This window comes from Mycolicibacterium canariasense (assembly GCF_002101555.1).
GTDB lineage: Bacteria > Actinomycetota > Actinomycetes > Mycobacteriales > Mycobacteriaceae > Mycobacterium > Mycobacterium canariasense.
Genome location: NZ_LQOL01000034.1, coordinates 75341 through 96917, shown reverse-complemented (window position 1 = coordinate 96917; position 21577 = coordinate 75341). Strand labels below are relative to the sequence as shown.

Here is a 21577-nt window from a genome sequence, read left to right as displayed (position 1 = left end):
CCTTATTTCTCTGAACTGCTATTTCAAGTTTTCGAACATGGTCGCGAGCTCGGCACCGGTCATCGGCTCCCGCGCTATCACGAAGATGGTGTCATCACCGGCGATGGTGCCCACCACCTGGGGCAACGATGCCCGGTCGATGGCGCTGGCCAGGTAGTGCGCCGCCCCCGGCGGGGTGCGCAGCACGGCCAGGTTGGCGCTGGCGTCGGTGGACACCAACAGTTCGCCCAGCAGCTTGGTCACCCGTTCGGTGCCGCCGGACACCCCGCGCACCGGGCTGCCGTCCTCGGGCACCACGTACACGCCCACACCGCCGTCGGCGCCGCGCAGCTTGACCGCACCGAGCTCCTCCAGGTCACGCGACAGCGTCGCCTGGGTGACCTCGATGCCCTCCGCGGCGAGCATCGCGGCCAGCTCGCCCTGACTGCTCACCGCGTTCGCGGACAGCAGCGCTACGATGCGGGCCTGGCGTCCGACCCGGGTCGGGGTGCTCATGGGCTATCGCTCCAGCAACCAGACCAGCAACGCCTTCTGCGCGTGCAACCGGTTCTCGGCCTCGTCGAACACCGCGCTCTGCGGACCGTCGATCACCTCATCGGTGATCTCGTGTCCGCGGTGCGCCGGAAGGCAGTGCAGCACAACGGCTTCCGGGTCGGCGAGGGTGAGCAGCTCACTGTTGACCTGGAACGGGCGGAACGGCCGCACCCGGTCCAGCCCGTCGTTCTCCTGCCCCATCGACGTCCAGGTGTCGGTGACCAGCACGTCCACACCCTCCGCGGCGACCTTCGGATCGCTGCAGAGGGTCACGGTGGCGCCCGTTTCGGCGGCGCGGCGCCTGGCGGCGTCGACGAACTGCGGATGCGGTTCGAAGCCGGCGGGCGCGGCGATGGTGACGTGGATGCCCGCGGTCACCCCACCCAGCATCAGCGAATGCGCCATGTTGTTGGCGCCGTCGCCGAAATAGGTCATCTTCAGACCCGTCAGCTCACCCTTGCGTTCGGCCAGGGTCTGCAGATCGGCCAGCACCTGGCACGGGTGGAACTCGTCGGACAGCGCGTTGACGATCGGCACCGAGGCGCCACTGGCCATGGCGGTCAGGCGTTCCTGGGCGAAGGTGCGCCACACGATGGCGTCGACATACCGGGACAGCACCACCCCGGTGTCCTCGAGCGTTTCCTCGCGCCCGAGCTGGGTGCTGCGCCCGTCGACGACGATGGCGTGCCCGCCCAGCTGGGCGATCCCCATCTCGAACGAGAACCGGGTGCGGGTCGAGTTCTTCTCGAAGATCACCGCCACCCCGCGCGGGCCCTCCAGCGGCCGGCGGCTGAACGGTTCCTTCTTCAACTCGGCGGCCAGGGCCAGCACCTCGGACTGTTCGGCCGGGCTCAGATCGTCGTCGCGGAGGAAGTGTCGCAGCGTCATGAGGCATCCAGTATCTCGGGAAGGGCGGTGAGGAACTGCTCGATCTGCGCTTCCGTGATGATCAGCGGCGGGGCCAGCCGCACCACGTCGGGCGCGGCGGCGTTCACCAGGAATCCGGCGTCGCGGGCGTTGGTCTCGACGGCCTTGGCGTTGGGCTGGGTCAGCACGATGCCCTGCAGCAGACCCTTGCCGCGGACGTGGTCGACCAGCGGGTGGCCGAGTTCCTCGATGCCGTGGCTCAGGACTTTGCCGAGCACGCCGGCCTTGGCGACCAGGTCGTGCTCGTCGAGCGCCTTGAGCACCCCGAGCGCGGCCGCGGTGCATACCGGGTTGCCGCCGAAGGTGCTGCCGTGCAGGCCGGGGGTGAGCAGATCGCCGGTCGTGCCGAGGGCCAGGCAGGCGCCGATCGGCAGGCCACCACCCAGCCCCTTGGCCAGCGTGACGATGTCCGGGGTGATGCCGTCGTGCTGGTGTGCGTAGAAGGCACCGGTGCGCCCGACGCCGGTCTGCACCTCGTCGAGTACCAGCAGCGCACCGTGTTCGGCGGTGATCTCGCGGGCCTTGACCAGGTAGCCGGCGGGCGGGACGACCACACCGCCCTCCCCCATGATCGGTTCCAGGAACACCGCGGCGGTGCTGTCGTCGACGGCGCGCTCGAGCGCGTCGACATCGCCGTAGGGCACGAAGGTGACCTCACCGGGCAGCGGCTCGAACGGTGCACGCTTGGCCGGCTGCCCGGTCAGGGCCAGCGACCCCATCGTGCGGCCGTGGAATCCACCCTCTGCCGCAACGACTTTGGTCCGGCCGGTGAGCCGGGTGATCTTGAACGCGACCTCGTTGGCCTCGGTGCCGGAGTTGCAGAAGAATGCTCGCGCTCCGGCTTTCCCCGTCGCTTCGCTCGCCCCTGAAGCCCCCAGATAGTCGACGAGTTTCTCGGCCAGCGCGATACCGGGTTCGGTGGCATACAGATTCGAGGTGTGCCCCAGGGTGTTGAGCTGGGTGGTGACGGCCTCGATGACCGCGGGGTGGCGGTGGCCCAGCACATTGACCGCGATACCGCCGAGCAGGTCCAGGTAGGACTTGCCGTCGGTGTCGGTGACCACCGCACCCTCCCCGCCGGCCAGGGCCAGCGGCGGGGTGCCGTAGTTGTTCATCATCACCGCTTCCCAGCGCTGCTGCAGTGTCACGAGGGGTTCACCACCTTGGTTCCGGTGCCTTCGTCGGTGAAAAGTTCGACGAGGACACAATGTTCGACGCGGCCGTCGATGACGTGTGCGCTCGGCACCCCGTTGTTCACGGCCCGCAGGCACGCCTCGATCTTGGGCACCATGCCCGATTCCAGTTTCGGCAGCAGCTGGGTCAGTGCTGCGGTGTCGATTTCGCTGACCAGCGACGCGCGGTCCGGCCAGTCCGTGTACAGCCCTTCGACATCGGTGAGCATCAGCAGCTTCTCGGCGCCGAGCGCCTCGGCCACCGCGGCCGCCGCGGTGTCGGCGTTGATGTTGTGCACCACGCCGTCCTTGTCGGGGGCGATGGTGGAGATCACCGGAATCCGCCCAGCCGCAATGAGATCCAGCACAGCCGCGGCGTTGACCTGCTCGACGTCGCCGACCAGTCCGATATCGGTGGGCACGCCGTCGACCAGGACACTGCGCCGTACCGCGGTGAGCAGGTGGGCATCCTCACCGGTGATCCCGACTGCGTACGGGCCGTGGGCGTTGATCAAGCCGACCAGCTCACGACCCACCTGACCGAACAACACCATCCGCGCCACGTCGAGCACCTCCGGTGTGGTGACCCGGAATCCACCCTTGAACTCACCGTCGATGCCGAGTTTCTTGAGCATGGCGCTGATCTGCGGGCCGCCGCCGTGCACCACGACGGGGTGCACACCGCAGTTGCGCAGGTACACCATGTCGGCGGCGAAGGCGGCCTTGAGGGTGTCGTCGGTCATGGCGTTGCCGCCGTACTTGATCACGACGATCTTGCCGTGGAGTTGTTTGAGCCAGGGCAGCGCTTCGGCCAGTACCTGTGCCTTGGTGCTGGTGGACGTCGACCCGGTGGTCACGATGAGTAGGCCGAATTCTCTTCGACGTACCCGTGCGACAGATCGGTGGTCCTGATGGAGGCCGAGTCGGCGCCGACCGCGAGATCGATGACAACCTCGATATCGGCACCGGACAGGTCCACCTCCCGCGCACCCGGCGCGCCGGCGCCGTCGATGCAGACCGGAAAACCGTTGAACGACACGCCGATCCGCTGCGGATCCAGTTTCACCGGCGCGATCCCGACGGCGGCCAGCACCCGGCCCCAATTCGGATCGGAACCGAACAGCGCGGTCTTGACCAGGCTGTCGCGGGCCACGGCGCGGGCGGCGACCACGGCGTCGTCCTCGCCCGCGGCGCCCCGCACGGTGATGGTGACCCGCTTGGTGACGCCTTCGGCGTCGGCCTGCAGCTGGGCGCACAGGTCGTCGCACACCGCGAACACGGCCTCGTCGAGTTCGGCCTGGCTGGGCGTGATCTCGCTGGCACCGGAGGCCAGCAACAGCACGGTGTCGTTGGTGGAGCAGCTGCCGTCCACATCGAGGCGGTCGAACGTGCGGGCCGCGGCCCTGCGCAAGGCCGTGTCGAGTGCTTGCGCGTCGGCGACGGCATCGGTGGTGAGCACCACCAGCATCGTCGCCAACGACGGGGCCAGCATGCCCGCGCCCTTGGCCATGCCGCCGACGGTCCAATCCCCCGGGTGGTGCAGCGCCACCTGTTTGGGCACGGTATCGGTGGTCATGATGGCCCGCGCCGCCTCTTCACCGCCGGTCAGCCCGCCGGCCATCTCGTGGACGATCTCGGTGACACCGGCCAGCACCTTGTCCATCGGCAGCCGATCACCGATCAATCCGGTGGAGCAGACCGCGACCTCGATGGCACCGGTCTCGGTGCCCCAGTCGCTCAGCGCGGCGGCCACGGCCTCGGCGGTGGCATGGGTGTCCTGGAAACCCAGGGCGCCGGTGCAGGCGTTGGCGCCACCGGAATTGAGGATGACCGCCCGCAGCCGGCCGGTGGTGAGCACCTGCTGCGACCACTGCACCGGTGCGGCCTTGATCTGGTTGCGGGTGAACACTGCGGCGGCGCCGTAATCCGGCCCCTCGTTGAACACCAGCGCCAGGTCGAGTGCACCGGATGCCTTGATACCTGCCGAGATTCCGGTGGCCCGGAAACCTGCCGGGGCGGTGACGCCCTGGGTCCGAACGAGATTGCCGGTCGCCGCTTGTGATGTCACGGTGCCACTCCCACGATGGACAGTCCTTCTGTTTCGGGCCAACCGAGGGCCAGGTTCATCGATTGCACGGCGGCACCTCCGGTGCCCTTGGTCAGGTTGTCGATCGCGCTGATCGCGACCAGCGTCTTGGCGTCGGAGTCCACCGCGACGGCCAGCTGGGCGGCGTTGCTGCCGATCACCGAGCCGGTCTTGGGCAACTGCCCCTCCGGCAGCAGGTGGATGAACGGCTCGTCGCCGTACGCCTTTTCGTAGGCGGCGCGGATCTCCTGCTCGGGCGCCTCGGTGCGGGCGGTGCAGGTGGCCAGGATGCCACGGGCGGTGGGGATCAACACCGGGGTGAACGACACGGTGACGTCCTTGGCGGTGACGCTGCGCAACCCCTGGGCGATCTCCGGGGTGTGCCGGTGCTTACCCCCGACGTTGTACGCCCGCGCCGATCCGATGACCTCGGAGCCCAGCAGGTCGACCTTGGCCGACCTGCCCGCCCCCGAGGTGCCGCTGACGGCGACGACCGTCACGTTCGGTTCGACCAGATCGGCGGCGACGGCGGGCAACAGTGCCAGCAACGCGGCGGTCGGATAGCAGCCGGGCACCGCGATCCGGGTGGCGCCCCGCAGTTTGTCCCGCGCGCCGGGCAGTTCGGGCAGGCCGTAGGGCCAGGTGCCGGCGTGTGCGGATCCGTAGAACCGCTCCCAGTCGGTGGCGTCGGTGAGCCGGAAATCGGCGCCGCAGTCGATGATGACGGTGTCGCCGAGTTGCTCGGCCAGGGCCGCGGAGTGCCCGTGCGGCAGGCCGAGGAACACCACGTCGTGCTGGGCCAGCAGGTCGGCGTCGGTGGCCTCCAGCACCCGGCCGGCCAGCGGCAGCAGGTGCGGGTGGTGCTCGGCCAGGGTGGTGCCTGCGCTGGCGGCCGCGGTGAGGGCGCCGATGGTCAGGCGCCCGTCGGCGTAGGCGGGGTGACCGAGCAATAGGCGCAGGATCTCACCGCCGGCGTATCCGCTGGCGCCGGCGACGGCTACCGAAGTCATATCCCGATCTTTGCATCGTTATGCACCGAGATGCAAACTCATTAGATCGGGCTCGCGCCGAGATTGACGTTTCGCCCGATTCCACTCGCACTTTTCCGCCCGTTTGCACAATTGGGCGGGGACGGGTCAGGCGCGCTGGGTGGCGTCGAGTTGGGTCGCGGCGGCGGCCACGGCGGCGTCGCGGGCGGCGCTGGCCTCGTCCTCGGTCAGGGTGCGGTCGGCGGCGCGGAACCGCAGCGCCAACGTCAGGGACTTGCGCCCCTCCCCGATCTGCGGACCGGTGTAGACGTCGAACAGCCGGACATCCTCCAGCAGCTCACCGGCCCCGGCCCGGACCACGTCGATGACCGACTGAGCCGCGACGTCCTCGGCGACGACGAGGCTGACATCCTGGAAGACCGCCGGGAACGGCGACACCGCCGGGGCGGGCAGCCGTTCCACGATCGGCACGGCATCCAGGTCCAACTCCACGGCGCAGGTGCCCTTGGGCAGGCCCATCCGCTCGATGACGGCGGGGTGCAATTGCCCGGCGAAACCGACGGACACCTCCCCGGCGAACACCTCGGCGCAGCGGCCCGGATGCCACGGCAATTCCTGGGCGGCGCGCAGCGTGAGGTCGACGCCGGCGGCCCGGCCGATCACCCGCACCGCCTCGAAGGCGTCGGCCGCCTCCACCTTGCGTCCCGGCCCCCACGGGCCGGCCGGTTCGCGCAGCCCGGTGAGCACCACGCCGACATGTTCGGGTTGACGCGGTAGTGAGGCGTCCAGCGCGGCGATCTCCTCGTCGGTGGGTCGCCGGTCGGTCGGGATGCGGTCCACCGCGCGGGTCTGCGGCGTCGGCAGCACCACCTCGGCGATGGCGAACAGCGCGGCGTCCACCGCACCGCGGGACACGTTGCGCGCCAACGCCTCCAGCAGGCCGGGAAGCAGTGTCGTCGCCAGCTCGGGCCGGTCGGCCTCCAGCGGGTTGAGTACCCGGGTGGTGTTGCAACGCGGATCGCTCGGGTCCAGACCCCAGGTGTCGAACACCCCGGCGGGCAGGAACGGCGTCGGCAGCACCTCGACGAAACCGGTCAGGGCGAGCGACTTGCCCACCGCACGCCTGCGCTTCTGGATCGGGGTCAGCCCGCGCCCGGCCGGGGCGTGCGGCAGCACCGACGGAATGAGGTCCAGCCCTTCCAGGCGCAGCACCTCCTCGACCAGGTCGGCGGGTTCCCGCAGGTCGGGGCGCCAGCTCGGCGGCACCGCGGTCACCACACCGTCGGCCACCGACACCTGCGCGCCGATCTGACGCAGCCGCCTCGGCGTCACACCCTCGGCGTAGGTCACGCCTGCGGTGCGGTCGGGCAGATCCAGCGGCATGCTCACCGGCGGGTGTGACCAGTCCTCGCGCGGCGGGTCACCGCGCCAATCGGTCAGGGTGGGTTCGACTGTGCCACCGGCAATCTCGGCCAGCAGGCTGGCGCAGCGGTCCAGGGCCGCGACCGAGATGGCCGGGTCCACTGTGCGCTCGTAACGACGGCCGGCCTCGCTGGTCAGGTGCAGGCGGCGTTGGGTACGCGACACCGCGGCCGGATCCCACACCGCGGCCTCCAACAGCACATCGGTGGTGGTGTCGCGCACCTCGGTGGTGCCGGCGCCCATCACACCGCCGATGGCCGCGGTGGCCACGTCGTCGACGATCAGCACATCACCGGCGTTGAGGGTGCGGGTGACGTCGTCGAGCGTCACCACCTTCTCCCCCTGCTCGGCGAAGCGCACGGTGAACCCGCCGGTGATCAGCGACCGGTCGTGCGCGTGCATCGGATGCCCGATCTCGAGCATGACGTAGTTGGTGACATCCACCGCGGGCGAGATGGCCCGGATCCCGGACAGCAGCAGCCGGCGCTGCAACCACCACGGCGACACCGCGGCCGGGTCGATGCCGGTGACGGGCCGCAGCCCGAACCGCTGCACGCCGGTGCCGGGCTGCACGGTCAGCGGCCAGGCCTCCCCCTGCACGGGCAGCGCCGGGACGTCGGCGGGGTCGACGAAGTCGAGGTCCAACGCGCAGGCGATATCGCGGGCCATGCCGCGGATGGACAGGCAGTACCCGCGGTCCGGCGTGATCGCCAAGTTGAACACCACGTCGTCGAGCCCGAGCACCTCGATGCCCGAGTCCCCCGGTTCGGCGGTGCCCGGCGGGAGCACGATGATGCCGGACTGGTCGGCGCCCAGGTTCAGTTCGGCGGCCGAGCAGATCATCCCGTCGGAGGTGCGGCCGTACGTCTTGCGCTTGGCGATGGTGAAGTCCCCGGGAAGCGTGGTGCCCGGCAGAGCCACCGCCACCAGGTCGCCGACCGCGAAGTTGCGTGCCCCGCAGACGATGTCGCGCGGCTCGGCTTCGCCGACGTCGACCTTGCAGGCCCGGATCGGCTTCTTGAACTCGGTGAGCTCCTCGATCTCGACGACCCGCCCCACGGTGAGCGGACCGGTGACCGGACCGACCGGCAGGATCTCCTCGACCTCGTGGCCGATGCGGATCAGCGTCTGCTCCAGCTCGTCGACACCCACATCCCAGCCCGGCGCGCCGGCCCGGATCACGTCGCGGAGCCAGCTGTACGGAATACGCATCAGGCGCCCACTCCGAACGGCAGGGAGAAGCGCACGTCACCCTCCACCATGTCGCGCATATCGGGAATTCCGTTGCGGAACTGCAGGGTTCGCTCCAATCCCATACCGAAGGCAAAGCCCGAGTACTCGGTCGGGTCGATACCGCAGGCGCGCAGCACATTCGGGTTCACCATGCCGCAGCCGCCCCATTCCACCCATCCGGGGCCGCCCTTCTTGTTCTCGAACCACACGTCGACCTCGGCCGACGGCTCGGTGAACGGGAAGAAGTGCGGCCGGAACCGGGTGCGGCCCGCCGGGCCGAACTCGGCGCGGGCCAGCGCGTCCAGCGTGCCGCGCAGGTGCGCCATGGTCAGGCCCTTGTCGACCGCCAGCCCCTCCACCTGATGGAACACCGGGGTGTGGGTGGCGTCCAGTTCGTCGGTGCGGAAGGTGCGGCCCAACGAGATGATGTACACCGGCAACTCGCGTTCCAGCAGCGCGCGAATCTGCACCGGCGAGGTGTGGGTGCGCAGCACCTGACGTGAGCCCTCGGGGGCGATCTGGAAGGTGTCCTGCTCGCTGCGCGCGGGGTGGTCCGGCGGGAAGTTCAGCGCATCGAAATTGAACTGCTCGGTTTCGACCTCGGGCCCCTCGGCCAGCTCCCAGCCCATCGCCACGAACGTGTCGGCGATGCGCTCGGTGAGCAGGGTGATGGGATGCCGGGCGCCGACCGGCTGCCGGGTAGACGGCAGGGTCACGTCGATGCGTTCGGCGACCAGCACGGCGGCATCGCGTTCGGCACGCAGCACGGCCAGCCGGTCGTCGAACAACTGCTGGGCGGCGCCGCGCGCGACGTTGACCCGCTTGCCCGCATCGGCGCGATCGGTCTTGGGCAGCGTGCCGAGGGCCTGCCGGGCCAACGCGATCGGCGAACGGTCGCCGAGGTGTTCGGTCTTGGCCCGGGCCAGTGCGTCCAGATCGGCGGCAGCGTCGAACGCCGCGCGGGCCGCATCGACAGCCTGGCTCAGGGCTTCTTCCGAGAGATCCGCGGGCTCGCCTTGTCGTTCAGTCTGGACAGCCACCCGGCGATCATAGCGACGGCCGGCCGCGCACCCGCCGCCAGCGCTGCCGCGGCGGCGATCGCCGTCGCGACGGCGGGCGCGTAAGCGACGACCACCAGGTAGCCGAAGAGCGACCCGACGGCCAGCAGCCCCAGTCGGGGGCGGGTCCAGCGGGCGGGGCCGCCCAGCCGGGTCGAGACGAGCATGCCGAGCAGCAACGCGACCAGATGACCGGCGTCGGTGAAGTCGCGGCTGGCCGCCACCACCGCCGCCCCCAGCGTGATCCACCAGCACAGCCAGGCTGGGCGCCAGCGCGGCGGGATGGCCGCCGTCAGCATGCCGAGCACGCCCATCGCGCCGTAACTCATCCCGACGTCGGTGGCCCGGGTGATCGAGCGGGGCATCCAGCCCTGCTGCACGGCGACGGCCAGCGCGGCCGCGATCACCAGCGTGGCACCGATATGGGCGATCAGGAAGGTGGCCAGCAGTTTGCGGCTGCGCCACAGCAACTCGGCCAGGGCCAGCAGGCACACCAGTCCGGGCAGCCACAGCGCCATGGCGCCGACGTCGACGACGAAGGCGCTGCCGAGCAGCGTGCCGACCCGGCCGTGCGCCAGGTTGTGCAGATTGGTACTCGCGTGCCGGATCACCCGGTCGTGCACCGTCGGCCCCAGCGCGGCGAGGATCGCGGCGACGGTCACCAGGGCGGCGGCGTAGCCGATGGTCACCCGCAAGCTCCACACCCATTTCACCGGCATGGTTCAGCCGCCGGCGGTGGTGTCGTCCTCGGCGTCCACGCCGGCCTCCTCGGGCCTGGCGCGCAGCCAGTACATCTGCAGATCGTCGGGGACGCCGCTGGGTCTCGCACCGAACAGCTGTTTGCGCACCCGCTTGGCCTGTAGGCGCATGGCCGCGAAATCCTCGCCGGAGATGCCGTCCAGCGTCGACTGCGATACCACCAGGCCGCCCTTGGTGGCCCGCTCCATGACCCGGGAGGCGATGTTGACGTCGACGCCCAGCCAGTCCGACCCGATGCGCTGGGGCCTGCCGGTGTGGATCCCGGCCCGCATCGTCGGCGTATAGCCGTCCACCTCGACGCCACCCGCCGCCTCCAGCGCGGTCAGCACCGCACGCACCGCGGGCACCGGATCCCGGAAGACCACCATGGCGCCGTCGCCCATCCGCTTCACGATGCGACCGCCGGCCGCCAGCAGGGGCGGCTCGACGACGGAGGTGACCCGGCGCAGCAGCCGCAGCGTGGCGTCGTCACCGGCGCGTAGGGACCAGTCCGAGAAGCCGACCAGATCGGTGAAGACCAGCGTGACCTCGCGGTTGGCCGGCCGGCCCGAGACCCGCTCGGTGAGCGCCTGCCACACCTGAAGCGCGCCCAGGCTGGCTTCCCGCGACGCGGCGTCGCGTTCGAGTAGCCGATCGGCAGCGCGGGCGGCGGCGCGCGGACCGCCGTCACCGGCGGCCGACAACGGATCGCCGAAGTCTGGGTCGCCGGGTAGCGCGCGGCGTACCCGCCGGATCAGCGCGATCACCCCGGGATTGTGGTTCGTGCCCTTGAGCCATTCCAGCGGTCCGCCCAGCGGCCCGACCGGGCGGGGCAGATCAACCGCTTGTCCTATGCCGCCGGCCGGTTCGTCCAACCGTTCAGCGTCCACGACGCCACGATAGGTGGCACCACCGGTAGCGGCAATCGCGTCCTGGGACGACCTTGCTCACATGTCGAAAGCGGCAGGTCACGGCCGTGCGGCGGCCTGATCGCCGGTCCGTCACAGCGTCACGGAGGTGATGGACAACGCACGTTGTCAAGAATAGGCTGGCCGGACAACCGTGGGTTTCGTCAGCGAGGACGCCATGACAACAGCACACTCCCGCGCCGGTACCGATACTCAGCCCGGCATCCCGCTCGGCCCCGACTCGCTCACCTGGAAGTACTTCGGCGATCTGCGGACGGGATTGCTCGGGGTGTGGATCGGGTCGATCCAGAACATGTACCCGCAACTCGGTGCCGCGGTGGAGGAGCACTCGATCCTGCTGCGCGAACCGTTGCAGCGGGTGGCCCGATCGGTGTACCCGATCATGGGCGTGGTCTACGACGGTGACCGTGCCGCCGAGACCGGGGAGCAGATCAAGAGCTTCCATCACGACATCAAGGGTGTCGACGACACCGGCCGGCGCTACCACGCGCTCAATCCGGAGACCTTCTATTGGGCGCACGCCACCTTCTTCATGCTCATCATCAAGACGGCGGAGTACTTCTGCGGCGGGCTGACCGAGGCCGAGAAACGACAACTGTTCGACGAGCACGTGCAGTGGTACCGGATGTACGGGATGAGCATGCGGCCCGTGCCGGCCACCTGGGAGGACTTCTGCGAGTACTGGGACCACAAGTGCCGCGACGAACTCGAGATCAACCGAGCCACCATGGACATCTTCAGCATCCGCATTCCCAAGCCGTGGTTCGTGCTGATGCCGACCCCGGTCTGGGATCAGCTGTTCAAGCCGATGGTCGGGGCGCAGCGCTGGGTGGCCGCCGGGCTGTTCGATCCGGCACTGCGGGAGAAGGCCGGGATGCGCTGGACACCGGGCGACGAGGTGGTGCTGCGACTGCTGGGCAAGATGGTCGAGCTGGCCTTCCTCGCGGTGCCCGACGAGATTCGGCTGCATCCCCGCGCGGTGGCCGCCTACCGTCGTGCCGCGGGCAAGCTGCCCGAGGATGCCCCGCTGGTGGAGGCGCCGGCCTTCATGGCGCCACCGAAGGACCGCCGCGGGCTGTCCATGCACTATCAGCCGCCGCACAAGACGCTGCTGGACCGCGCCGGATCGCTGGTGCACACCACCTTCTCGCTGGCCGGGCTGGGCCGGCTCCCGTCGCCCAGAAGGCCGGCGGCCAAACGAAAGGCAGCCTGACACGATGCTGGACTGGTCTGACGTCGATATCGCCGTGCGCGACGCGGTGCGCGAATTCATCGACAAGGAGATCCGGCCGAATATCGACGCCCTCGAAGACGGCGATATGGAGCCCTACCCCGTCGTCCGGAAGTTGTTCGCCACCTTCGGCATCGACGCGATGGCGCGCGAAGCGCTGGAGCGCAGGCTGGCGCGGCTGCGGGCCGGAGAGACCGGGAAGGCCGGCAAATCCTCCGGCAGCATGTTCGGCGGCGGACCCGACCAGGCCGGCATGGGCTTCGTCCTGATCAGCGAATTGTGCCGGGTATCCATGGGTTTGGTGACGGGAATGGGTGTCAGCCTCGGCTTGACGGTGCCCACCATCCAGAGCCGCGGCACCCTGGCACAGCAGGAACGCTGGCTGCCCGGGTTGGTGACCTACGAGAAGATCGGCGCATGGGCCATCACCGAGCCCGATTCCGGGTCGGACGCGTTCGGCGGGATGAAGTCGTACGTCGCGCGCGACGGTGACGACTACATCCTCAACGGGCAGAAGACGTTCATCACCAACGGGCCGGATGCCGATGTCGTGGTGGTGTACGCCAAGCTCGACGAGGGCGACGCACGCGACAAGCGTGACCGCAAGGTGCTGACGTTCGTGCTGGACCGCGGGATGGACGGCTTCGTACAGTCGAAACCGTTCCGCAAGATGGGGATCCACTCATCCCGGACCGGTGAGCTGTTCTTCAACAACGTGCGGTTGGGCCGTGACCGCCTGTTGGGCGAGACCGAGGACAACAGCTCGGGAGACGGCCGCGACAGCGCACGGTCCAGCTTCTCCGCCGAGCGCATCGGCGTCGCCGCGATGGCCCTGGGCGTCATCGAGGAGTGTCTGCGGCTGTCGGTGGACTACGCCAAGAACCGGGTGTTGTGGGGTAAGGAGATCGGCCAATTCCAGTTGATCCAGCTGAAGCTGGCCGGCATGGAGGTCGCGCGGATGAACGTGCGCAACATGCTGTTCCGGGTGATCGAGTCGGCCAAGCAGGGCGTCCCGATTTCCCTGGCCGAAGCATCGGCGATCAAGTGGTACTGCTCGCAGGCGGCCACCGATGTGGCGATGGAAGCGGTGCAGTTGTTCGGCGGTAACGGTTACATGACCGAATACCGGGTCGAACAGCTGGCGCGCGACGCGAAGTCACTGATGATCTATGCCGGCAGCAACGAGGTGCAGATCACGCACGTGGCGAAGGGGTTGTTGCGGGACGCGTGAATATTCGCGCGACCGGCGTCAGTACGCCGTGTGAAAATCCGCTATGCCCAGCACCATCATCGAAGTCCGACGGCGATACACGCCAGCCGAAGAAGGCGCCATCATCGACGCAGTGCACTGCGCGCTGGTAGCGGCATTCCGGATCCCTGTTGTCGACAAGCACGTTCGGCTGGTGTCTCACGAACCGCACCGGTTCGCTGTACCACCCGGCCTCGCGACACCGGAGCTGTACACCTTCGTCGGCATCGATTGTTTCGCCGGCCGCACGGTCCAGGCCAAGCGCAACCTCTACCGCGAGATCACCGACGCGCTGCACGCCTTGGGCATTCCGCGCGACCACGTCACCATCCTGCTGCGGGAGAGCTCCCTGGAGAACTGGGGTATCCGCGGCGGTCAAGCGGCCTGCGACGTCGACCTGGGCTTCGATGTCAACGTGTGAAAGCCGGCGAGTGTCCGATTGCGTCACACATGACGCAAAAAAGCGTGCCTGAAACCGACATTCGGCATCAGAGAGCCTGCGAACTGGCGTACAGACAGATCGCCGCGGCCGCGGCGACGTTGAGGCTTTCGGCGCTGCCGTGCATCGGGATGGTCACCCGGGCATCGGCGGCGGCGACGACGGCGGGCGCGAGCCCATGGGCCTCGGAGCCGAACAGCCACGCCGTCGGCGCGGCCAGATCGGCTGCAGGCAGCGGCGTCTCGCCGTCCAGCGTGGTGGCCAGCACCTGCAACCCGGCGTCGCGCATCGCGGCGATGAGATCCAGCGTGTCCTCGGCCTGCACCACCGGCACGGCGAAGATGCTGCCCGCCGATGACCGCAGGCATTTGCCGTTGTACGGGTCGACCGAATTACCGGCCAGGACCACCGCATCGGCGCCCATGGCGTCGGCGAGCCGGATGAGGGTGCCGGCATTACCCGGTTCGGAGGTCTCCACCGCCACCGCCACCAGCCGCGCGCCGGTCAACACGTCGGCGACGGACACCTCGGGCAGTCGGCATACCGCCACCAGACCCACCGGGGTCACGGTGTCCGACAACGCTTTCGCGGCGCGTTCGGTCACCTCGTACACGGGCGCGTCGGCGAGCAGGTCGCCGAAGCGATCGAGCGCCGCCGCGGTGGCGAACACCTCGGATACGACACCGCGCCGCAGCGCTGCCTCGACGAGGTTGGGGCCTTCGGCGAGAAAGCGTGCGGCGCGGCGACGTGCGACGGCGCGGTGCAGCTTGACGGCTGCGGCGACGCGGTCGGCCCGCTCGGTCAGCGGGGTGATGCTCAGGCGGCCTCGTCAGAGGACGTCGACGGCGCATTCACATCGGCGGGCAGCGCGGCCTTGGCGACCTCCACCAGCGCGGTGAACGCGGCCGGGTCGCTCACGGCGATCTCGGCGAGGTTCTTGCGGTCCACCTCGACACCGGCGGCCTTGAGGCCCTGGATGAGGCGGTTGTAGGTGATGTCGTTGGCGCGGGCTGCGGCGTTGATACGCGAGATCCACAGCTTGCGGAACTCACCCTTGCGGGCGCGGCGGTCGCGGTAGGCGTAGGTCAAGGAGTGCAGCTGCTGTTCCTTGGCCTTGCGGTAGAGCCGCGAGCGCTGCCCGCGGTAACCCTTCGACGCCTTGAGAACTGTGCGCCGCTTCTTCTGGGCATTGAGTGCGCGCTTCACGCGTGCCATGGGAGTGTTCCTATTCTTGCGGGGGAAGGTTCAAAGGTGAAGCGGCTGTTAGCCGTTCAGCAGCTTGTTGATACGGCCTGCGTCGCTGGCGGCGACCACGGTGCGACCATCGAGGCGACGGGTGCGCTTGGTGGCCTTGTGCTCCAGCAGGTGGCGGCGGTTCGCCTTCTGGCGCACGATCTTGCCGGTGCCGGTCTTACGGAAGCGCTTCGAAGCTCCGCTGTGGGTCTTTGCCTTGGGCATGTGTCCTCAGTTCTAACTCGATGGTTCTTGGTTCTCGCCGGTCTCGGCGGTGCCGCGCTGGGCTGGTGGCGCATCGGCGTCGTGGGCCGCCTTGGCGCGAGTCTTCGCGCCGCGGTGCGGCGCCAGCACCATCGTCATGTTGCGGCCGTCCTGTTTGGCTGACGTCTCGACGAAGCCGTAATCGGCGACGTCGGCGCCCAGGCGTTGCAGCAGTCGGTAACCCAGTTCAGGGCGGGACTGCTCACGACCGCGGAACATGATCGTGACCTTGACCTTGGACCCGGCCTCCAGGAAGCGGACCACGTGGCCCTTCTTCGTCTGGTAGTCGTGATCGTCGATCTTCGGCCGCAGCTTCTGTTCCTTGACGACGGTCTGCTGCTGGTTCTTGCGAGACTCGCGCTCCTTGAGTGCCGTCTCGTACTTGAACTTGCCGTAGTCCATGATCTTGCAAACCGGTGGTTTGGCGTCCGGAGCTACTTCGACAAGGTCGAGATCGGCGTCGACGGCGACGCGGAGCGCATCTTCGATGCGCACGATGCCTACCTGTTCACCACCCGGTCCGATCAGGCGGACTTCAGGTACGCGAATGCGCTCGTTGATGCGGGTCTCAGTGCTGATGGGGCCTCCTACGTTGTCTTCTCGTCCACGACCGTGGGGAGACGACGGGCCAGCGGGGAATCCAACGCCATCAGCACTCTGTTCTCCCGAACAGAAAGGCCCTGCATATAGCAGGGCCCGATGCCGACCGATCACGGCTTTCGCCGTCTGCGCTGTGCGCAGAACAGGACATCCGCAGATGCCTGCGACCGGACCGCTGGACCGGTATGGTCTGCGGTGGGAGCGGGACTCCACTTGCTGTCCCTGGCGTTCGCCGGGACGGTCGATCATGCCAGTCTATCAGGCATGACCGACGATCAGAAAACTCCAGCCGCTGCAGACCCGCAGGTGAGGGAACTCGCCGAGATCCCGGCGGTCGAAGTGATCACGCGTTCGGCCGTGATGCTGATGAGCGCGGCCGCCGAAAAGCTCGGTCTGGCGTCCGAGGATCCCGACGAGAGCCCGCACCGCGACCTGGACGAAGCCCGCCGGCTGATCACCGCGTTGGCCGGATTGGTCACCGCGTCGGCGGAATTCCTCGGCCTGCACGCGGGCCCGCTCCGGGACGGACTGAAGGGCCTTCAGTTGGCGTTCCGGGAAGCCAGCGCCGCCCCCGAAGAACCCGGTAAAGGCCCTGGCGAAAAATACACCGGCCCCGTCTGGTAGCCACTCACACGAAATTCAATGGCCGAAGGCATATCCTCGCGGCCTATGACCTCGACAATCGCCCCGCAGCCGTCGAGAACCGGCCACCGGTCCCGATTCACGTGGGTGCCCGCCGTCGCCGGCTGGATCGTCGGCGTCATCGCCACGCTGTCGTTGTTGGCCAGCGTCTCGCCGCTGGTGCGCACCGTGATCCGGGTGCCGCGGGAGTTCGTCAACGACTACATCTTCAACTTCCCCGACACCAGCTTCGCGTGGGCGGTGGTGTTGGCCCTGCTGGCCGCCGCGCTGGCCGCCCGCAAGCGCATCGCGTGGTGGATCCTGGTGCTCTACATGGTGGCCGCGGTCGGCTGGAATCTCGGCGACCTGGCCACCGGCGACGAAACGCTCGCCGAGGAGGTCGGCGAGGTCATCGGCCTGGTGTTCCACGTCGCCTCCATCGGCGCGCTGGTACTGGCCCGGCCTCAGTTCTGGGCCAAGGTGCGCCGCGGGGCGCTGTTCAAGGCCGCCGCCACCCTGGTCGCCGGCATGGCCGTCGGCACCCTCGTCGGTTGGGGGCTGCTGGAGCTGTTCCCGGGTTCATTGGCCCAGGGCGACCGGCCCTGGTACGCGCTGAACCGGGTCAGCGCGTTCGCCGGTGCCGACGCCGACGCGTTCAGCGGGCATCCGCACGGTCTGGTCAACGCGCTGCTCGGGCTGTTCGGCGCGCTCGCGCTGATCGTCGCCGCGGTGGTGCTGTTCCAGTCTCAGCGCGCCGCCAATGCGTTGACCGGTGAGGACGAATCCGCCATCCGCGGTCTGCTGGAACTGTTCGGCAAGAACGATTCACTGGGGTACTTCGCCACCCGCCGGGACAAGTCGGTGGTGTTCGCGCCCAACGGCCGCGCCGCCATCACCTACCGTGTCGAGGTCGGCGTCTGCCTGGCCAGCGGTGACCCGGTCGGCGATCCGCGGGCCTGGCCGGCCGCCATCGAGACCTGGTTGCGCCTGTGCGAGACCTACGGGTGGGCACCCGGGGTGATGGGGGCCAGCGCCGCGGGGGCGCAGGCGTTCCGCGAAGCCGGCCTGAACGCCCTGGAACTCGGCGACGAGGCAATCCTGTATCCCGACAACTTCCGGTTGTCCGGCCCCGACATGAAGCCGGTCCGCCAGGCGGTCACCCGGGCCCGCCGCGCCGGGCTGACGGTGCGCATCCGCAGGCACCGCGAGCTGACCGCCGAGGAGATGGCCCAGGTGATCACGCGGGCCGACCAGTGGCGCGACACCGAGACCGAGCGCGGGTTCTCGATGGCGCTGGGTCGGCTCGGCGACCCCGCCGACAGCGACTGCCTGTTGGTCGAGGCCATCAAGGCCGGCGGCGACGGTGCAGCCGACGACGTGGTGGCGTTGCTGTCCCTGGTCCCGTGGGGCAGCAACGGCGTGTCGCTGGACGTGATGCGCCGCTCGCCCCAATCCCCCAACGGCACCATCGAATTGATGGTCAGCGAGCTCTGCCTGCAGGCCGAGGAGCTCGGGATCGCCCGCATCTCATTGAATTTCGCGATGTTCCGGTCGGCGTTCGAGCAGGGCGCCCAGCTGGGCGCCGGCCCGATCGCGCGACTCTGGCGGGCCCTGCTGGTGTTCTTCTCCCGGTGGTGGCAGCTGGAGACCCTGTACCGCTCGAACATGAAGTATCAGCCGGAATGGGTGCCGCGGTTCGCCTGCTACGAAGATGCCCGGCTCATCCCCCGGGTCGGCGTCGCCTCGGTGATCGCCGAAGGCTTTCTGGTGCTGCCGTTCTCCCGGCGCAAGGATCACACCGGCGAGCACATCGCCGCCCCGCAGCGGTTGGTGGACAGCGGACTGCTGCACCAGGACGGCAGCGCGCCGGACGTCAGCGGGCTGCGCGCCGACCTACCCGCCGACGACGTGCACCGCTTGCCCGAGCAGGTGCGCGTCCGGATGGCCAAGCTGAAGGGTCTGAAAGACCAGGGGGTGGACGCCTATCCGGTGGGTCAGCCACCCAGCCACACCGTCGCCGCCGCGTTGGGCATCACCGATCCGACGAACGTCGTCAGCGTGGCTGGGCGCATCCTGCGGATCCGCGACTACGGCGGCGTGCTGTTCGCCGTGCTGCGCGACTGGTCCGGGGAGGTGCAGCTGCTGCTCGACGGCCCCGCGGCCGCCCAGGACAATCCGGACTTCGGCGCGTCGGTCGATCTCGGTGACCTGGTCGAGGTGACCGGCACCATGGGACACAGCCGCAACGGCACCCCCTCGCTGCTGGTGACCGACTGGCGGATGATCGGCAAATGCCTGCGCCCGTTGCCCGACAAGTGGAAGGGGCTCACCGATCCCGAGGCACGGGTCCGCACCCGGTACGTCGACCTGGCAATCAACACCGATGCGCGTGACCTGATCACCGCGCGCAGCGCCATCCTGCACGCCATCCGGGAGACGCTGGTGGGCAAGGGTTTCCTGGAGGTCGAGACGCCGATCTTGCAGCAGATCCACGGCGGCGCCAACGCCCGCCCGTTCCAGACCCACATCAACGCCTACGACCTGGATCTGTATCTGCGCATCGCCCCGGAGCTGTATCTCAAGCGGTTGTGCGTGGGCGGCGTCGAGCGCGTCTTCGAACTCGGTCGCGCGTTCCGCAACGAGGGTGTGGATTTCAGCCACAATCCCGAGTTCACGCTGCTGGAGGCCTATCAGGCGCATGCCGACTACAACGTGTGGATCGACGGTTGCCGCGAGCTGATCCAGAACGCCGCGCAGGCGGCCAACGGTTCGCAGGTCGTCATGCGGCCGGGTGCCGACGGAGTGCTGGAGCCGGTGGACATCTCGGGGGTGTGGCCGGTGAAGACGGTGCACGGCGCGGTCTCGGAGGCACTGGGCGAGGACATCGGTCCGGACACCGAGCTGACCCGGTTGCGCGAGCTGTGCGACGGCGCGGGCGTGCCGTACCTGAAGCACTGGGATGCCGGGGCGGTGGTGCTCGAACTCTACGAACGGCTGGTCGAAGGCCAGACCGAGCACCCGACGTTCTACAAGGACTTCCCCACCTCGGTATCGCCGCTGACGCGCCCGCACCGCAGCATCGCCGGCGTCGCCGAACGCTGGGATCTGGTGGCGTGGGGCGTCGAGCTCGGTACGGCCTACAGCGAACTCACCGACCCCGTCGAGCAGCGTAGGCGGCTGCAGGAACAGTCCACGCTGGCCGCCGGCGGCGACCCGGAGGCGATGGAGCTCGACGAGGACTTCCTGCAGGCGATGGAGTACGCGATGCCGCCGACCGGCGGACTGGGGGTCGGGGTGGATCGCGTGGTCATGCTCATCACCGGGCGCAGCATTCGCGAGACGCTGCCGTTCCCGCTGGCAAAACCGCGCTGAGGACACGTCGGAGCGAACTCACAGCCATCCCCAAGGATCGGCGGCCACCATGGTGGCGTGACACCTTCGACGACGACGGTCGCCGCACCCTCGATGGCCGACGCCAATAACGAATTCTTGCAGCACATTTCACTGATGCACGGTTGGCTTCCGGTGATCGTGCAGTTGGTCGCCGCGGCCGTGGTGATCGCCGCCGTCGGCTGGCGCAGCAGGCGCTGGCACCAACTCGGGCTGCCGATATCACTGGTGGCCGGGGTGGCCGTGGCTACCGCCGTGCACTGGTACATCAGCAGCCAGGGGTTGGCCGGTGACCCCGCACCGCGTGCGTTGTGGATCTGGGTTGGCCTGATCGGTTTCATGGCCGCCGTGCTGGTGACCGGCTGGCGGCGCACCGGCTGGTGGCGCCGTGGTGCCACCGCACTGGCGGTACCGTTGTGCGCCCTGTGCGCCGCGCTGGCATTGAACCTGTGGGTCGGCTACTTCCCGACGGCGCAAACCGCCTGGAGCCAACTGACCGAAGGACCGCTGCCGGACCAGACCGACATGGCCACCGTCACCGCCATGCAGCAGCAGCGGATGATCCCCGCCAACGGCACCGTGGTCCCGGTCGACACCGGTGACGCCGGGTCCGGCTTCCGGCACCGCGGCGAACTCGTGTACCTCCCTCCGGCCTGGTACGCCACCAATCCCCCGCCGAAGCTGCCGACCCTGATGATGATCGGCGGCGAATTCAACACCCCCGCCGACTGGCTGCGTGCCGGTGACGCGATCCGTGTGGTGGACCGGTTCGCCGCCGCACACAACGGCAACGCGCCGGTGTTGGTGTTCGTCGACTCCGGCGGGGCGTTCAACAACGACACCGAATGCGTGAACGGGTTGCGCGGCAAAGCCGCCGACCATCTCACCAAGGACGTGGTGCCGACCATGATCTCGAAATTCGGGGTGAGCCCCGCGCCCGCCAACTGGGGCTCGGTCGGCTGGTCCATGGGCGGCACGTGCGCCGTCGACCTGACGGTGATGCACCCGGACATGTTCTCGGTGTTCGAGGACATCGCCGGTGACATCAGCCCCAACTCGGGGAACAAGGCGCAAACCATCGACCGGCTGTTCGGCGGAAACGTCGCGCAGTACGCCTCGTTCGACCCCACCACGGTGATGAACCGGCACGGCCGCTACTCCGGTCTCGCCGGCTGGTTCGCCGTCAACGACCCCGGTACACCGCCGGGCTCCCATCCGCGGGCCAGTGATCAGGCCGTCGCCGCCCAGTCGCTGTGCGGTCTGGGCAGCACCAACGGCATCGATTGCGCGGTGATCGTCCAGCCCGGTAAACACGACTGGCCGTTCGCGTCACGCGCGTTCGAGGCCGCCCTGCCGTGGCTTGCCGGTCAGATCGGCACGCCGGGCGTGGCGCGGATCCCGCTGCCCCGCTCGGGCCCACCGACCTTGCAGGCCTCCGGGCCCGGGGTGGCCCGCTGAGCGG

Annotated in this window: 20 protein-coding genes; 6 read left to right on the top strand and 14 right to left on the bottom strand. The window is 68.9% G+C overall.

All coding sequences use genetic code 11. The features are described from left to right. Positions 1-18: 18 nt before the first annotated feature. From AWB94_RS06575 to AWB94_RS06530, 10 genes are all read right to left on the bottom strand, one after another. The gene (locus tag AWB94_RS06575; protein ID WP_062658928.1) at positions 19-495 is read right to left on the bottom strand and encodes an arginine repressor; all 477 of its coding nucleotides are present in this window, start codon (positions 493-495) and stop codon (positions 19-21) included. A 3-nt stretch (positions 496-498) separates the two neighbouring features. Continuing rightward, on the bottom strand, positions 499-1422 hold the full coding sequence (gene argF, locus AWB94_RS06570; RefSeq protein ID WP_062658929.1) for an ornithine carbamoyltransferase: 924 nt from the start codon (positions 1420-1422) through the stop codon (positions 499-501). After that, on the bottom strand, positions 1419-2609 hold the full coding sequence (locus AWB94_RS06565) for an acetylornithine transaminase (RefSeq protein ID WP_062658930.1): 1191 nt from the start codon (positions 2607-2609) through the stop codon (positions 1419-1421). The genes argF and AWB94_RS06565 overlap by 4 nt, the downstream gene beginning before the upstream one ends. Continuing rightward, positions 2606-3490, bottom strand: coding sequence for an acetylglutamate kinase (gene argB / locus AWB94_RS06560; RefSeq protein ID WP_062658931.1), 885 nt, complete (start codon positions 3488-3490; stop codon positions 2606-2608). The genes AWB94_RS06565 and argB overlap by 4 nt, the downstream gene beginning before the upstream one ends. Continuing rightward, on the bottom strand, positions 3487-4701 hold the full coding sequence (gene argJ, locus AWB94_RS06555) for a bifunctional glutamate N-acetyltransferase/amino-acid acetyltransferase ArgJ (RefSeq protein WP_062658932.1): 1215 nt from the start codon (positions 4699-4701) through the stop codon (positions 3487-3489). Before argJ ends, argB begins: the two co-directional genes overlap by 4 nt. After that, complete coding sequence (argC, locus tag AWB94_RS06550) at positions 4698-5729, bottom strand: N-acetyl-gamma-glutamyl-phosphate reductase (protein WP_062658933.1); 1032 nt, start codon at positions 5727-5729, stop codon at positions 4698-4700. The genes argJ and argC overlap by 4 nt, the downstream gene beginning before the upstream one ends. Positions 5730-5855: 126 nt before the next feature. Continuing rightward, entirely contained in the window at positions 5856-8342 is a 2487-nt protein-coding gene (gene pheT, locus AWB94_RS06545; protein WP_062658934.1) for a phenylalanine--tRNA ligase subunit beta, read from the bottom strand. Then, positions 8342-9403, bottom strand: coding sequence for a phenylalanine--tRNA ligase subunit alpha (gene pheS, locus AWB94_RS06540; RefSeq protein ID WP_062658935.1), 1062 nt, complete (start codon positions 9401-9403; stop codon positions 8342-8344). Before pheS ends, pheT begins: the two co-directional genes overlap by 1 nt. Continuing rightward, positions 9346-10140 (bottom strand): rhomboid-like protein, encoded by a 795-nt coding sequence (locus tag AWB94_RS06535; protein WP_062658936.1) that lies wholly within the window; start codon positions 10138-10140, stop codon positions 9346-9348. The genes pheS and AWB94_RS06535 overlap by 58 nt, the downstream gene beginning before the upstream one ends. 3 nt (positions 10141-10143) lie before the next feature. Beyond that, positions 10144-11049, bottom strand: a complete 906-nt coding sequence (locus AWB94_RS06530) for an adenylate/guanylate cyclase domain-containing protein (protein ID WP_062658937.1) — start codon at positions 11047-11049, stop codon at positions 10144-10146. 196 nt (positions 11050-11245) lie between these two features. Between AWB94_RS06530 and AWB94_RS06525 the strand changes: the two genes are divergently transcribed. The 3 genes from AWB94_RS06525 to AWB94_RS06515 are packed head-to-tail and all read left to right on the top strand — an operon-like array spanning position 11246 to position 13989. After that, positions 11246-12301 (top strand): oxygenase MpaB family protein, encoded by a 1056-nt coding sequence (locus AWB94_RS06525; protein WP_062659003.1) that lies wholly within the window; start codon positions 11246-11248, stop codon positions 12299-12301. Between the two features lie 4 nt (positions 12302-12305). Then, a complete protein-coding gene (locus AWB94_RS06520) occupies positions 12306-13550 on the top strand; it encodes an acyl-CoA dehydrogenase family protein (RefSeq protein WP_062658938.1) in 1245 nt (414 codons plus the stop codon). A 43-nt stretch (positions 13551-13593) separates the two neighbouring features. After that, positions 13594-13989: a tautomerase family protein gene (locus AWB94_RS06515; protein ID WP_062658939.1), complete on the top strand. Its 396-nt coding sequence runs from the start codon at positions 13594-13596 to the stop codon at positions 13987-13989. 67 nt (positions 13990-14056) lie between these two features. Here AWB94_RS06515 and AWB94_RS06510 read toward each other — a convergent pair whose 3' ends face one another. The 4 genes from AWB94_RS06510 to infC are packed head-to-tail and all read right to left on the bottom strand — an operon-like array spanning position 14057 to position 16083. Continuing rightward, positions 14057-14812 carry a TrmH family RNA methyltransferase gene (locus AWB94_RS06510; protein WP_062658940.1) on the bottom strand — a complete coding sequence of 252 codons (756 nt, stop codon included), beginning with the start codon at positions 14810-14812 and terminating at the stop codon, positions 14057-14059. A gap of 11 nt (positions 14813-14823) precedes the next feature. Further along, positions 14824-15222, bottom strand: a complete 399-nt coding sequence (gene rplT, locus AWB94_RS06505; RefSeq protein ID WP_062658941.1) for a 50S ribosomal protein L20 — start codon at positions 15220-15222, stop codon at positions 14824-14826. Positions 15223-15270: 48 nt separating this feature from the next. Further along, positions 15271-15465: a 50S ribosomal protein L35 gene (rpmI, locus tag AWB94_RS06500; protein ID WP_024451873.1), complete on the bottom strand. Its 195-nt coding sequence runs from the start codon at positions 15463-15465 to the stop codon at positions 15271-15273. Between the two features lie 12 nt (positions 15466-15477). After that, entirely contained in the window at positions 15478-16083 is a 606-nt protein-coding gene (infC, locus tag AWB94_RS06495) for a translation initiation factor IF-3 (protein ID WP_084395420.1), read from the bottom strand. 285 nt (positions 16084-16368) lie between these two features. Here infC and AWB94_RS06490 point away from each other — a divergent pair, with 285 nt between their 5' ends. The 3 genes from AWB94_RS06490 (at position 16369) to AWB94_RS06480 (ending at position 21573) form a co-directional block, all read left to right on the top strand. After that, positions 16369-16728 carry a DUF1844 domain-containing protein gene (locus tag AWB94_RS06490; RefSeq protein WP_062658943.1) on the top strand — a complete coding sequence of 120 codons (360 nt, stop codon included), beginning with the start codon at positions 16369-16371 and terminating at the stop codon, positions 16726-16728. A 45-nt stretch (positions 16729-16773) separates the two neighbouring features. Next, the gene (gene lysX / locus AWB94_RS06485; protein WP_062658944.1) at positions 16774-20097 is read left to right on the top strand and encodes a bifunctional lysylphosphatidylglycerol synthetase/lysine--tRNA ligase LysX; all 3324 of its coding nucleotides are present in this window, start codon (positions 16774-16776) and stop codon (positions 20095-20097) included. A 93-nt stretch (positions 20098-20190) separates the two neighbouring features. Continuing rightward, on the top strand, positions 20191-21573 hold the full coding sequence (locus AWB94_RS06480; protein WP_201029607.1) for an alpha/beta hydrolase: 1383 nt from the start codon (positions 20191-20193) through the stop codon (positions 21571-21573). Positions 21574-21577: the final 4 nt, after the last annotated feature.